We start from the raw sequence: 13,119 nt of genomic DNA, 5'->3' as shown, positions 1-13,119 counted from the left end.
AAGGCGATGTCCATTGATGTTGGATTAATATTTCAAATCGCCGGAATCGGCATTGTTTTAGCTTTCATTCATACTGTACTAAAAGAATTAAAGCGGGAGGATATTGCAAATTGGGTTATCCTTGTCGGTTTTGTCGTCATTTTATTTCATGTTGCATTTTTAATTAACACGCTATTTGACAAGATTAAAAGTGTCTTTCTCTTCCAGTAAAGGAGGCGGTTCGAATCGAAATTATACAAATTGTCGGATTAGGCCTCGTTGCTACGTTTTTAGCTGCTGTTTTGAATCAGCATAAATCTAGTATTACATCTTTATTTATTGTGTTCGTAGGTAGCGTGATGTTTCTTATTTTAATCGATCAAATTCATTCTATTTTACAAATGATTGAGAGAGTAGCAAGTGAAGCGAAGGTTAGTAACGTCTACGTGGAAACGTTACTAAAGATTATTGGAATTGCTTATATTGCTGAGTTTGGAGCCCAAATTACAAAAGATGCTGGTCAAGGTGCCATCGCTTCGAAAATTGAACTTGCTGGGAAAATCTTAATTCTCGTTATGGCGATTCCTATTTTGACGGTTGTAATTGAAACTATTCTCGGATTTTTACCGACGGGATAAGGGGGAGTGAATGTTGAGGAGGTTTGGAGCTAAGCTGCTATTTGCTTGCTTCCTTTTCTTTTCTTTACCGGTTGTTGTACAAGCTTCTCCTGTAGAAACAAACGTCGTTGATCAACAATTGGATAAGCTCGGAATTGAAGATGTGAAGCAATTTTGGGACGGGCTTGTTACAAAATATGGAGGCTATTTGCCAGAGAGTCAAAAAGGGAGCTTTATGGAGTTTGTAAAGGGAGAAAAAGAATTCTCTCTAAAAGAGTGGATGATAGGGTTATTAAAATATTTATTTCATGAGCTTGCTGCTAATGGAAAACTGCTTGGCACACTTATTATGCTCACAATCTTTAGTGCATTGTTGCAATCACTGCAATCCGCTTTTTCAAAAAGTAGCGTAAGTAAAATTGCTGATGCTGTTGTGTATATGGTACTTATTATTTTTGCTTTAAATAGTTTTTATGTCGTTATGACATATGCAAGAGAAACGATACAAACAATGGTAGATTTCATATTAGCGTTATTGCCAATTTTGCTGGCGCTTATAGCAACTGGGGGCGGGGTTGTATCTGTATCATTTTTTCATCCGGTTATCATTTTCTTAATGAATACGAGTGGGCTTCTTATGAATTATATCGTTCTACCACTTTTATTACTGGCAACGATATTAAGTATTGTAAGTACAATGAGTGATCAATATAAAGTGACGAAATTATCCAAGCTTCTGCAAAACGTTAGCGTAGGGATTATCGGTGTCTTTTTAACAATTTTTTTAGGAGTATTATCTGTACAAGGGACAGCAACAGCTGTTGCTGATGGAATAGCTGTGAAAACTGCTAAATTTGTAACAGGAAACTTCATTCCAGTAGTTGGAAGGATGTTTACAGAAGCGGCAGATACTGTTATTAGCGCATCAGGATTATTGAAAAACACAGTCGGAATTATTGGGCTCGTCATTTTATGCTTAATTGTTGCTTTTCCAGCGATTCAAATTTTCTGTATTGCATTTATTTATAAATTCGCAGCAGCAGTATTGCAACCGGTTGGCGGCGGAGCAATTATTCAATGTTTAGACATTATTGGACGAAGCATCATTTACGTATTTGCTTGCTTAGCTATCGTATCATTTATGTTCTTTTTAAGTATTACAATTATTATTGCTGCGGGGAATATTACACTTATGATGCGGTAGGAGGTGAAGAGTATGCAATTTGTTACAGAGTGGATCAGAAATATTATCGTTTTTTTGCTCTTAGCAACAATGCTTCATCTTATTCTTCCAAATTCGAATTTGCAAAAATACGTTAAATTCGTTGTAAGTCTTTTGTTAGTCGTATTAATTTTAACGCCCCTTTTTAAACTATTGCAGACAGATGTAAATGAAGTAATTGCAAATTTTAATGAAGAAAAGTACGTAGCAGAAGGATCTGTAAAAAATTCAATAGATTCGAAGAAAAAAGAAATACAAGCTCTAACACGTGCATATAGTTTAGAAGAGATGGCTACCAAAATGAAAAAAGAAGTAGGAAAAGAGTTTGAGAAAAAGTATGGTATGACTGTCTCTGAAATACAAATAGTCGCAGCAGAAAATACAGAAGAAGTAAAGTCAGCGAAAGATATTCAATCTGTTGTTGTGACGTTGAAAGAAAAAGAACGTAGTAAAAATGATGCAATCGAAACAGTAAAGCCAATTGAAATTAACACGAAAGAGCCGCCAAAAAAAGTGGAAGAAACGAATGTAGAAATGAAAGATTTCTTTTCAAGCAGGTGGCAACTAGAGGGTAAACAAATCCAAGTTCAAATGGAAGGGAGGACAGGTAGAGTAAATGGACAATAAAGATAAAAATTCGAAGTTCTCATTTTTTCGAAACTTATTGAATGGGGATCAAAAAGAAAGCAACGAGAAGGGTAAAAAGGTAACACCTAAGTTTTTACTTGTCCTACTCATACTTGGAATTTTGCTTATGTTTTCTAGTAGTCTCTTTTCAAGTAAAAAAGAAGAAGTACCTGTATTTAAAGAACAAAAAACTCAAAATCAAGAAAAAGACGTACCAACTTTCGGACAAAAAAGTAATGATAGTATGTCAAATGTAGAAAAATATGAAAAAGCGTATGAACAAGAATTAAAAACTGCTTTAGAAGAAATAGCAGGAGTAAAAGACGTAACGATTAAAGTGAATTTAGATTCATCTGAAGAAAAAATTTTAGAAAAAAATACAGTGAAACGCTCACAAACAACAGGTGAAACAGATAAAACAGGCGGTAAGAGAGAAGTAGAGGACGAGTCTCTTGATGAAAAGACTGTCATTATACGTGAAGGGGATAAGGAAACTCCTGTTGTTTTACGAACAGAGAAGCCGAAAGTACGTGGTGTTCTTGTCGTAGCAAAGGGAGTGGATAATATACAAGTTAAAGCAATGGTAAAAGAAGCTGTGATAAGGCTGCTAGATGTACCGGCCCATCGCGTTTCAGTTTCACCGAAAAATTGATAGGGAGGAAATAAAGTGTTAAAAAAACAAACAGTTTGGTTATTAACGATGTTAAGTTTAGTTGTTGTACTATCTGTGTATTACGTGACAACTCCTGACAAAATGAATACAGCATCGCCGGCAACAGGTGAAAAGATTGGACAAGAAAAACAAGGTACTGATAAAGCAGTAACAAACGAAGCGCCTAAAGAAACTCCGAAAAAAGAAAATACAAGTAAGGAAACAACAAATAAAGAAACAGACAAAAAAGAAAATGCAAAAAAAGAAACAAGTAAAAAAGAGGGCAATGTATCAGTTCAATCAAGTGATGAGAATTTCACAGCTTTACGTATGCAAATGGAAGATCAGCGTAGTGAAGCGAAAGCAAAATTACAAGAAGTGATGAGTTCAACAAAAGCTTCAGCAACAGAAAAGAATAAAGCAAAAGAAAATTTTGATGCCATTACGACAATGGAAACGAAGCAAGAATTACTTGAGACAGTAATTAAATCTCAAGGAGGATATCCAGATGCTCTTGTAAGAGCTGATGGTACTGACATTAGAGTAACGGTTAAAGCGGCAAAACATTCACAGAAAGAAGCAAATAAAATTATTCAACTTGTAAGAAGTGAAGGCGGATCAAAAGATGTAGGTGTGAAATTTGATCCACCAGCGAAATAAGTGAAACTTTAATCCGCAGGGATTTCCCTGCGGATTATTATCTTTTACTAAGCCAAGGGTATGCAAATAGTAAAATAGAGTATGTAAGTAAACGTGTGAATAGAAAAAAGCTATCATTTTCGATAGCTTTTTTCTATTTCGTCTTTGTAGTTATTTTTACTATGTTCAACTCGGAATGGAGAAACACGTTGCGAGTAAAAGATTAATGGTTCATGGTACTGATGATTACTTTTTCCGGATTTGACGTGGATGCAAAGAACACATGCCCAAACGATTACAGCAGGTAAAAAGAGAATGAGCCATATCATATTTCCACACCTCGACACAATATATTTTCTACACTTTGAACATACTATTCTTATATGAAGGAATGATGAACGGCGTGTAAACAAAAAAATAATATTTGGTAAAAATATGTTATTGACTATAGGTGTAGTGAAGAGTGGAGAGGGAATGGCATGTTTGCTGTGTAACGTTTTGCTAAAGTAGTGAATGTTTTTTAAGAAGTGGTCTTGCCAATTTCATGTGAAACTTGGTATTATTACTAGGTATTAAATTTTTATTGGAATAATATTTTTACAGGAGTTTCGATTTATTATAAAGAAATATAAATTGGAATGTTTAAAAAATTTATCGTAAGATGGAAATAGTAAATATTTCTATTAGTTAATGAAATATATTTTCTAATAGAATACATCGTATTTTTACAGTCAATCTAGTTTTCGTGACGAGAATCTGTAAAAACGGGACAAACAAGAGTATGGGAGTGGATTTTACATGTTTAAAATTCAAGAAGTTCGTGAATTAATTAAATTAATTGATAGCTCTAATATTGATGAATTTGAATACAAAAAAGACGGTACAACAATCAAAATGAAAAAGCGTGGTAATGAAGTTGTTGCTGTGCAAGCACCTGCAGCAAAACAAGCTATGCAACCAGTAGCGCCTGTTGAAGTTGAAACGACAGTAGCAGCAGCACAAGCAGAAGCGCCAAAACAAGAAGAAAATAAAACTGTTCAAGATGAAAACCTACATAAAATCACATCACCGATGGTAGGTACATTCTATTCTTCTTCTTCACCTGATACACCTCCATATGTAAGTGTTGGGGATAGAGTATCGAAAGATTCTATCGTATGTATTGTCGAGGCTATGAAGTTATTTAACGAAATTGATGCTGATGTAGAGGGTGAAATTGTTGAAATTCTTGTTAATAACGGACAGCTTGTTGAGTATGGACAACCGCTATTTCTTGTAAAAGCGTAATAAGGGAGTCTTTGTGATGATAAAAAAAGTATTAATAGCCAATCGTGGGGAAATTGCTGTACGAATTATTCGTGCTTGTAAAGAAATGGATATTGAAACAGTTGCAATTTATTCAGAAGCAGATAAAGAGTCACTTCACGTACAGATTGCAGACGAGGCGTATTGTGTAGGACCAACGATTTCGAAAGAAAGCTATTTAAATTTGACGAATATTATTAGCGTTGCGAAGTTAACAGGCTGCGATGCTATTCATCCGGGATACGGATTTTTAGCAGAGAATGCAGATTTCGCAGAGTTATGCCGTGAATGTAACTTGATTTTTATTGGTCCAAGTCCAGAAGCTATTTCAAAGATGGGCACAAAAGACGTTGCTCGTGATACAATGAAAGAAGCAGGGGTTCCGATTGTACCAGGTTCACAAGGAATTATTAAAAATACCGAAGAAGCGATCGAGCTTGCTAATCAAATTGGATATCCAGTTATTATTAAAGCGACTGCAGGTGGCGGCGGAAAAGGTATTCGTGTTGCACGCCATGAAGAAGAGCTTATAAAAGGAATTCAAATTACACAGCAAGAAGCTAGTACCGCTTTTGGGAACCCTGGTGTATACTTAGAAAAGTACGTTGAAGATTTCCGCCATGTTGAGATTCAAATAATGGCAGATACACACGGAAATGCCATTCATTTAGGAGAGCGTGATTGTACAATTCAGCGCCGTTTGCAAAAACTATTAGAAGAAAGTCCATCACCTGCACTTGATGAAGATATTCGCAAGCAGATGGGTGAAGCGGCAGTTAAAGCGGCGGTAGCGGTTGATTATACAGGTGCTGGTACGGTTGAGTTTATTTATGAATATAAAACGAAAACCTTTTATTTCATGGAGATGAATACGAGAATTCAGGTTGAGCATCCGGTTACTGAAATGGTAACGGGAATGGACTTAATTAAAGAACAAATTCTTGTTGCTTCAGGAGAAAAGTTATCGTTACAGCAAGAAGAAGTACAATTTAATGGTTGGGCAATTGAATGTCGAATTAATGCGGAAAACCCTGCCAAAAAATTTATGCCATCTCCAGGTAAAGTAGAAATGTACTTACCACCAGGAGGATTTGGTATTCGCGTCGATTCAGCTGTATATCCGGGATATTCAATCCCACCTTTCTATGATTCGATGGTTGCTAAATTAATTGTTCACGGAAAAACACGTGAAGAGGCAATTGCAAAAATGAAGCGCGCACTTAGTGAATTTGTCATTGAAGGCGTACATACAACAATCCCGTTCCATTTGCAATTGCTAGATCATCCTGATTTTGTAAAAGGTGAGTTTAATACGAAATTTTTGGAAGAGCATGAACTTGTGACGCAGTGATACATTAAAGGAGGTTTTTTTCATGGCTGAACATATGTTAGATATGGGTCAAGATACAACTCTTGGTAAAGTAGAAATTGCACCAGAAGTAATTGAAGTAATTGCAGGTATTGCAGCTGCTGAAGTAGAAGGTGTAGCGGCAATGCGCGGTAATTTTGCTACAGATGTTGTTGAGAAGTTAGGTAAGAAAAATCATGGTAAAGGTGTAAAGGTTGAATTAGCAAACGAAGATATTATCGTTGACCTTTATGTTGTAATGTATTTTGGTGTAGCAATTCCAGTTGTTGCACAAAAGATTCAAGACAATATTCGCCAAGCACTCTTTACGATGACAGGACTTGAGCCAAAAGAAGTGAATGTTCACATCGTTGGCGTAACATTCGAAACACAAAAAACAGAAATCGAACCAGTGTAAGAATGAAAAGGTGCCTAGTAACATAGGCATCTTTTTTATCGTTTCATTTCTTCACAAATTACAAACCTCTAATTATTATACTATTTCAAAAAATAAGAAATAAACAAGAAAATGTGTCGTTTTTCCAAAAAACGTACATTGTGATAAGATATGGAACTTGAAGTTAATCTTTTTATTATTTTTCAGCCTTGTAACCCGTGTGTGAAACGATAAATTGTGTTATTATCATTGTATTATAAGGTTGGAAAATCAATGAAAACTGTAAGAGTAAGTGAATTGACGGCTTATAAATTATAATAATATAACAAAGTATAAGGAAAGACTTGAAGCATAAAGGAGAGTTACAATGAAACGTAGGACGGCTAGAGAAAGAGCAATGCAAGCATTATACCAAATGGATATTACAGGTGAATTAGAACCGAAAGTAGCAGTGGAAAACACGCTAGATGAAGGCGAAGAAACAAATGAGTTTCTAGAGTCACTTGTAGTAGGTTTTGTAGAAAATAAAGAAGCAATCGATGAAGCGATTCGTCAAAACTTAAAAAAGTGGAAGCTTGAGCGTATTAGCATTGTTGATCGCAGTATTTTACGTGTAGCTGTGTATGAAATGAAATACATGGAAGAAATTCCACACAACGTAACAATTAACGAAGCAATTGAAATTGCCAAAACATTTGGGGATGAGGAATCTCGTCGTTTTATTAACGGCGTTTTATCTAATATAAAAGATACACTGTAAATTCTTTAAGGGGGAATCTTAAAATGGTAGCAGTAATCATCAAAGGAAATGAAGTTGCGGAGAAAAAACGAGCACAATTAACAGAAGAAGTTGTGAAGTTGAAAGAGCAAGGTATTGTACCAGGATTAGCAGTTATTTTAGTTGGAGAAGATCCAGCATCTCGTTCTTATGTGAAAGGAAAAGAAAAAGGCTGTGAACAAGTAGGGATTTACTCAGAGCTAATTGAACTTCCTGAAACAATTACTGAGGAACGTTTGCTTGCTGAAATCGATCGCTTAAATGGCGATGACCGTATTAATGGCATATTAGTGCAATTACCTTTACCAAAACATATTGAAGAAAAAGCTATCATTGAAAGAATTTCACCAGAAAAGGATGTAGACGGATTTCACCCAATCAGCGTGGGACGTATGATGACGGGACAAGATACATTCCTTCCATGTACACCGCATGGTATTGTAGAATTAGTAAAAGAAACAAATCTTGATATTTCTGGAAAACATGTAGTAGTAATTGGAAGAAGTAATATTGTCGGTAAACCAGTGGGGCAATTGTTTTTAAATGAAAATGCAACTGTCACATATTGTCATTCTAAGACGCAAAATATGAAAGAGTTATCGAAGTTAGCTGATATTTTAATCGTAGCTGTTGGACGACCTAAAATGATAACAGCGGATTATATTAAAGAAGGAGCGGTTGTAATTGACGTTGGTGTTAACCGTTTAGAAACAGGAAAACTTTGTGGTGATGTTGACTTTGACAACGTGTTAGATGTTGCGGGTTACATTACACCTGTGCCAAAGGGTGTTGGTCCAATGACAATCACAATGCTTCTTCATAATACTGTTGAATCTGCCAAACGTGCAGGTGTCGTTTGTAAATAATTTGAGTCGGCTATGAGGAGAGAGAAATGGAGAAGCAATATTTAACCGTTACAGCGTTAACACGCTATATAAAAACAAAAATAGAATATGATCCGCATTTGCAGTCTGTTTGGTTAAAAGGTGAAATTTCCAACTTTAAAAATCATAGCCGTGGCCACATGTATTTTACATTGAAAGATGAAAATGCAAGAATCGCAGCGGTTATGTTTGCGGGTCATAATCGTAATATTAAATTCAAACCTGAAAATGGGATGAAGGTACTCGTGAAAGGGAAAATCTCTGTTTACGAGGCGAGTGGTTCTTATCAAATTTATATTCAAGACATGCAGCCTGACGGAGTCGGAAATTTACATTTAGCGTACGAACAGTTAAAAGTTCGCTTAGAAGAAGAAGGACTTTTTTCTCAAGTTTATAAAAAAGCAATTCCTCCTTACGCTAAAACAATAGGTGTGATTACGTCGCCAACAGGAGCAGCGATTCGTGATATTATAACAACGATTAAACGTCGTTATCCAATTGGGAATGTTATTGTATTTCCGGTACTTGTACAAGGGGAGTCAGCGGCTCCCTCGATTGTACAAGCGATTCGTACAGCGAATGAAATGGGAGAGATAGATGTACTAATCGTTGGTCGTGGTGGAGGTTCTATTGAGGAATTATGGGCTTTCAATGAGGAAATGGTTGCAAGAGCAATCTTTAAGAGTGAAATTCCTATTATTTCGGCAGTAGGCCATGAAACGGATTTTACAATCGCAGATTTTGTTGCAGATTTACGCGCGCCAACACCGACTGCAGCAGCTGAGCTAGCAGCACCTAATATTATAGAGTTACAAGAAAAGGTATTACAAAGAACTCTGAGATTGCAAAGAGCAATGAAAGAGTTAGTACATAAAAAAGAAGAAAAACTACAAGTGTTGCAAAAATCGTATGCGTTCCGTTATCCAAGACAAGTATATGAGCAAAAGGAAGAGCAATTAGATAGAGCGCTAGAACAGCTTGTTTTAGCGAAAGAGCGCTATATTGATAAAAAGGTGAATCAGTTAAAGCAACTTTCATTTTATTTAGAGAAGCACCACCCATCTCAAAAAATTATTCAAACGAAGGTAGCTGTTGAAACGTTGCAAAAGCAATTACAACGTGAAATGCAAACGTTACTTCAAACGAAAGAATTTGCCTTTGTAAGAGCTGCTCAAAAACTTGAAGCGTTAAGTCCGCTTAAAGTAATGATGAGAGGGTACGGGCTTGTATATGATGAAGAGAAGCAAGTGTTAAAAAGTGTGAAAGATGTAAGCCTTGGAGATGCTGTTTCAGTTCAATTACAAGATGGAATACTAGATTGTAGCGTATCAGGCATAGAGGAGCGTGAATTGAATAATGGAAAATAAATTAAGCTTTGAAGAGGCAATTTCGCAACTTGAGCATCTTGTTTCTAAGCTAGAACAAGGTGACGTACCTTTAGAAGAAGCGATTTCTTATTTTAAAGAGGGTATGGAATTATCTAAGCTTTGTGATGAGAAGTTGAAGAATGTACAAGAACAAATGGCAGTTATTCTTGGGGAAGATGGAGAGCTTGAACCGTTTACTGCTTTAGGAGATGAAGCATAGTGACGATTGCTTTTGATACTTTTTTGAAGGAAAGTAAAACTTTCGTAGAAGAGAAACTTGTAAGCTATGCAAATGAATTACAATGTCCAAATGTACTTCGTGAAGCGATGGCATATTCTTTAGAAGCGGGTGGAAAACGTCTCCGCCCGTTACTTTTGTTTGCAACATTACAAGCGTTTGGGAAAGAAAGAAATCTTGGAGTAGGTGCAGCTTGTGCTCTTGAAATGATTCATACATATTCGTTAGTTCATGACGATTTACCTTGTATGGATGATGATGATTTAAGAAGAGGAAAGCCCACAAATCACAAAGTATTTGGTGAAGCGATGGCAGTTTTAGCAGGAGATGGCTTATTGACGTATGCTTTTCAAGTTATTATGGCATATGAGCAAAAAGAAATTTCTGCAGAAAAAAAAGTAAGACTTGTACTTGAACTTGCAAAAGCAGCAGGACCAGAAGGAATGGTTGGCGGACAAGTGGCAGATATGGAAGCTGAAGGGAAACGCCTTACGATTGATGAATTGGAGTACATCCATAAACATAAGACCGGAAAACTGCTTGAATTTGCTGTACTTGCGGGTGCGATACTTTCTGATGCGACAGAAGAGCAAGAAGAAAAGTTGCTTGCGTTTGCTAAATATATCGGTCTAGCTTTCCAAATTCGAGACGATATTTTAGATGTCGAAGGCACCGAAGAAGAGATTGGAAAACCGATTGGTAGCGATCTTTCTAATGAAAAGAGCACATATACGACGTTGTTTACTGTAGATAGAGCAAAGGATATTTTAGAAGAAACAATTGCAGAAGCAAAAGGTGCAATTAGCTCCTTGCAATTACAAGATGAATATTTACTATCTATTTGCGATTTGATTGCAAAACGTAATAACTAATATAACAGCGTTTTCATTTGTTGAGTCATTCATCATTTTATGATATAAATGTAGGAAAAGGTTTTTCTTTTCTTGTTATTGGCAAAAATATATGTAGATTACATTGCCGTTATCACTTCGTGTTAGCGGCTATTTTTTTCATCGCCTAAAGAAATATGGTTTATAATAGGATTAAGGCGCAATAGACTGGTTAATAGCGGGACAAGACGAAAAATAGAAAAGAGAATTTCTTGTTTTGTGTAAATGTTTTTTATAATATTTGACATGTTGACAGATTATGAAATGAAAGTGAGTGATCCATGTGGATCTAACGCAAATTCAAAACCCTAGTTTTTTGAAAGATATGTCTATCAGTGAACTAGAGGGATTGAGTGAGGATATTCGTAAGTTTTTAATTGAAGAGCTCTCTCAAACAGGTGGACATATTGCACCTAATTTAGGTGTAGTAGAACTCACAATTGCTCTGCACAAATTATTTGATAGCCCGCAAGATAAATTTTTATGGGATGTAGGACATCAATCCTATGTACATAAAATTTTAACTGGACGCGCGAAAGAGTTTGGTACATTAAGGCAATATCAAGGTCTATGTGGTTTCCCGAAACGTTGCGAGAGTGAGCATGATGTATGGGAAACTGGTCATAGCTCGACTTCGTTATCGGCTGCAATGGGAATGGCTCTGGCACGTGATTTAAAGAAAACGAAAGAATATGTTATACCAATTATTGGAGATGGTGCTTTAACAGGTGGAATGGCCTTAGAGGCATTGAACCATATTGGACATGAAAAAACAGACATGATTGTTATTTTGAATGATAATGAAATGTCAATTGCACCAAACGTTGGTGCGCTTCATAATGTACTCGGTCGTTTACGTACCGCAGGAAAATATCACTGGGTAAAAGATGAATTAGAGTATATATTAAAGAAAATCCCAGCAGTTGGCGGGAAAGTGGCTGCGACAGCAGAGAAAATAAAAGATAGTCTTAAATATTTACTAGTATCTGGTGTCTTTTTCGAAGAGTTAGGCTTTACATATTTAGGTCCAGTCGATGGGCATGATTATGAAAAGTTATTCGAAACGTTGCAATATGCAAAGAAAACAAAAGGCCCAGTACTTGTTCACGTTATTACGAAAAAAGGAAAAGGTTATAAACCGGCTGAGAGTGACGTTATTGGAACTTGGCATGGAACAGGACCTTATAAAATTGAATCAGGTGACTTCGTTAAGCCAAAAGAAGTTGCACCAGCATGGAGTGCTGTCGTTAGTGAAACAGTACTTAAGCTGGCGAGAGCGGATGAGCGTATCGTAGCAATTACACCTGCAATGCCTGTTGGATCAAAACTTGAGAAATTCCAAAAAGAATTCCCAGATCGTATGATTGATGTAGGTATTGCAGAACAGCACGCTACAACAATGGCAGCAGGTATGGCAACGCAAGGAATGAAGCCATTCTTAGCAATTTATTCGACATTTTTACAAAGAGCATATGACCAAGTTGTTCATGATATATGCCGCCAAAATTTAAATGTTTTCATCGGAATAGATCGCTCGGGATTAGTAGGAGCAGATGGTGAAACGCATCAAGGCGTATTTGATATCTCATTCTTACGTCACTTGCCGAATATGGTGCTTATGATGCCGAAAGATGAAAATGAAGGGCAACATTTAGTTTATACGGCGATGCAATATGAAGATGGACCAATCGCATTGCGTTATGCTCGTGGTAATGGACTTGGCGTTCATATGGATGAAGAATTAAAGGCGATTCCAATCGGTACGTGGGAGACGTTAAAAGAGGGTACACAAGTAGCTATTTTAACGTTTGGTACGACAATACCAATGGCAATGGAAGCAGCTGAGCGTCTTGAAAAAGCTGGGGTTTCAGTGAAAGTAGTGAATGCTCGCTTTATTAAACCAATGGATGAAGCATATTTACATGATCTTCTAGGGAAGAATATACCGATTTTAACGATTGAAGAAGCTTGTTTAATCGGTGGTTTTGGAACAGGAGTAGTTGAATTTGCATCTGAAAATGGTTACCATAGTGCATTAGTTGAACGAATGGGTATTCCAGACCGCTTCATAGAGCACGGAAGTGTAACAAAATTATTAGAAGAAATTGGTTTAACGACAGATGCTGTTGTAGACCGTATTCATACAATGATTCCATCAAAACAAAAAAGGGCGTAA

Annotated in this window: 16 protein-coding genes; 15 read left to right on the top strand and 1 reads right to left on the bottom strand. The window is 36.4% G+C overall.

Features of this window, described 5'->3' with window-relative positions:
• Positions 1-6 precede the first annotated feature (6 nt).
• From spoIIIAC to QCI81_RS07910, 6 genes are read left to right on the top strand one after another with little or no spacing between them, the layout of a single operon-like run.
• Entirely contained in the window at positions 7-210 is a 204-nt protein-coding gene (gene spoIIIAC / locus QCI81_RS07935; RefSeq protein WP_000020914.1) for a stage III sporulation protein AC, read from the top strand.
• Positions 211-233: 23 nt separating this feature from the next.
• A complete protein-coding gene (spoIIIAD, locus tag QCI81_RS07930; protein WP_077393170.1) occupies positions 234-617 on the top strand; it encodes a stage III sporulation protein AD in 384 nt (127 codons plus the stop codon).
• 10 nt (positions 618-627) lie between these two features.
• Complete coding sequence (spoIIIAE, locus tag QCI81_RS07925) at positions 628-1,800, top strand: stage III sporulation protein AE (RefSeq protein ID WP_000946113.1); 1,173 nt, start codon at positions 628-630, stop codon at positions 1,798-1,800.
• A gap of 12 nt (positions 1,801-1,812) precedes the next feature.
• Positions 1,813-2,445 carry a stage III sporulation protein AF gene (gene spoIIIAF, locus QCI81_RS07920; protein ID WP_001161037.1) on the top strand — a complete coding sequence of 211 codons (633 nt, stop codon included), beginning with the start codon at positions 1,813-1,815 and terminating at the stop codon, positions 2,443-2,445.
• Positions 2,435-3,097, top strand: coding sequence for a stage III sporulation protein AG (spoIIIAG, locus tag QCI81_RS07915; protein ID WP_000368890.1), 663 nt, complete (start codon positions 2,435-2,437; stop codon positions 3,095-3,097). Before spoIIIAF ends, spoIIIAG begins: the two co-directional genes overlap by 11 nt.
• 15 nt (positions 3,098-3,112) lie before the next feature.
• Positions 3,113-3,757 carry a SpoIIIAH-like family protein gene (locus tag QCI81_RS07910; protein ID WP_065485172.1) on the top strand — a complete coding sequence of 215 codons (645 nt, stop codon included), beginning with the start codon at positions 3,113-3,115 and terminating at the stop codon, positions 3,755-3,757.
• 113 nt (positions 3,758-3,870) lie between these two features.
• Here QCI81_RS07910 and QCI81_RS07905 read toward each other — a convergent pair whose 3' ends face one another.
• Complete coding sequence (locus QCI81_RS07905; protein ID WP_002000935.1) at positions 3,871-4,065, bottom strand: hypothetical protein; 195 nt, start codon at positions 4,063-4,065, stop codon at positions 3,871-3,873.
• 469 nt (positions 4,066-4,534) lie between these two features.
• Here QCI81_RS07905 and accB point away from each other — a divergent pair, with 469 nt between their 5' ends.
• From accB to dxs, 9 genes are all read left to right on the top strand, one after another.
• Positions 4,535-5,023, top strand: a complete 489-nt coding sequence (gene accB / locus QCI81_RS07900) for an acetyl-CoA carboxylase biotin carboxyl carrier protein (RefSeq protein ID WP_000472864.1) — start codon at positions 4,535-4,537, stop codon at positions 5,021-5,023.
• 16 nt (positions 5,024-5,039) lie between these two features.
• Complete coding sequence (accC, locus tag QCI81_RS07895; protein ID WP_000592870.1) at positions 5,040-6,392, top strand: acetyl-CoA carboxylase biotin carboxylase subunit; 1,353 nt, start codon at positions 5,040-5,042, stop codon at positions 6,390-6,392.
• A gap of 22 nt (positions 6,393-6,414) precedes the next feature.
• Entirely contained in the window at positions 6,415-6,807 is a 393-nt protein-coding gene (locus QCI81_RS07890; protein WP_000807630.1) for an Asp23/Gls24 family envelope stress response protein, read from the top strand.
• A 346-nt stretch (positions 6,808-7,153) separates the two neighbouring features.
• Positions 7,154-7,546, top strand: a complete 393-nt coding sequence (gene nusB / locus QCI81_RS07885) for a N utilization substance protein NusB (RefSeq protein ID WP_000830247.1) — start codon at positions 7,154-7,156, stop codon at positions 7,544-7,546.
• Between the two features lie 23 nt (positions 7,547-7,569).
• The gene (gene folD / locus QCI81_RS07880; RefSeq protein ID WP_000226732.1) at positions 7,570-8,430 is read left to right on the top strand and encodes a bifunctional methylenetetrahydrofolate dehydrogenase/methenyltetrahydrofolate cyclohydrolase FolD; all 861 of its coding nucleotides are present in this window, start codon (positions 7,570-7,572) and stop codon (positions 8,428-8,430) included.
• Between the two features lie 26 nt (positions 8,431-8,456).
• Entirely contained in the window at positions 8,457-9,815 is a 1,359-nt protein-coding gene (gene xseA, locus QCI81_RS07875) for an exodeoxyribonuclease VII large subunit (protein ID WP_000415244.1), read from the top strand.
• Complete coding sequence (gene xseB / locus QCI81_RS07870; protein ID WP_000428423.1) at positions 9,805-10,035, top strand: exodeoxyribonuclease VII small subunit; 231 nt, start codon at positions 9,805-9,807, stop codon at positions 10,033-10,035. The genes xseA and xseB overlap by 11 nt, the downstream gene beginning before the upstream one ends.
• Positions 10,035-10,925: a (2E,6E)-farnesyl diphosphate synthase gene (ispA, locus tag QCI81_RS07865; RefSeq protein WP_071729675.1), complete on the top strand. Its 891-nt coding sequence runs from the start codon at positions 10,035-10,037 to the stop codon at positions 10,923-10,925. Before xseB ends, ispA begins: the two co-directional genes overlap by 1 nt.
• Positions 10,926-11,226: 301 nt before the next feature.
• Positions 11,227-13,119, top strand: coding sequence for a 1-deoxy-D-xylulose-5-phosphate synthase (gene dxs, locus QCI81_RS07860; protein WP_071729677.1), 1,893 nt, complete (start codon positions 11,227-11,229; stop codon positions 13,117-13,119).

The organism is Bacillus cereus group sp. MG20, assembly GCF_040459885.1.
In the GTDB taxonomy this organism is placed as follows: domain Bacteria; phylum Bacillota; class Bacilli; order Bacillales; family Bacillaceae_G; genus Bacillus_A; species Bacillus_A cereus.
Note: the sequence above shows the minus strand (reverse complement) of the source record. Positions and strands in the feature narration are given on the sequence as shown.

Bases quoted from the DNA above. Each gene is read 5' to 3' on its own strand.
- spoIIIAC (WP_000020914.1), top strand. From the start codon at position 7: ATGTCCATTGATGTTGGATTAATATTTCAAATCGCCGGAATCGGCATT.
- spoIIIAE (WP_000946113.1), top strand. From the start codon at position 628: ATGTTGAGGAGGTTTGGAGCTAAGCTGCTATTTGCTTGCTTCCTTTTC.
- spoIIIAF (WP_001161037.1), top strand. From the start codon at position 1,813: ATGCAATTTGTTACAGAGTGGATCAGAAATATTATCGTTTTTTTGCTC.
- spoIIIAG (WP_000368890.1), top strand. From the start codon at position 2,435: ATGGACAATAAAGATAAAAATTCGAAGTTCTCATTTTTTCGAAACTTA.
- QCI81_RS07905 (WP_002000935.1), bottom strand. From the start codon at position 4,065: ATGATATGGCTCATTCTCTTTTTACCTGCTGTAATCGTTTGGGCATGT.
- accB (WP_000472864.1), top strand. From the start codon at position 4,535: ATGTTTAAAATTCAAGAAGTTCGTGAATTAATTAAATTAATTGATAGC.
- accC (WP_000592870.1), top strand. From the start codon at position 5,040: ATGATAAAAAAAGTATTAATAGCCAATCGTGGGGAAATTGCTGTACGA.
- QCI81_RS07890 (WP_000807630.1), top strand. From the start codon at position 6,415: ATGGCTGAACATATGTTAGATATGGGTCAAGATACAACTCTTGGTAAA.
- nusB (WP_000830247.1), top strand. From the start codon at position 7,154: ATGAAACGTAGGACGGCTAGAGAAAGAGCAATGCAAGCATTATACCAA.
- folD (WP_000226732.1), top strand. From the start codon at position 7,570: ATGGTAGCAGTAATCATCAAAGGAAATGAAGTTGCGGAGAAAAAACGA.
- xseA (WP_000415244.1), top strand. From the start codon at position 8,457: ATGGAGAAGCAATATTTAACCGTTACAGCGTTAACACGCTATATAAAA.
- xseB (WP_000428423.1), top strand. From the start codon at position 9,805: ATGGAAAATAAATTAAGCTTTGAAGAGGCAATTTCGCAACTTGAGCAT.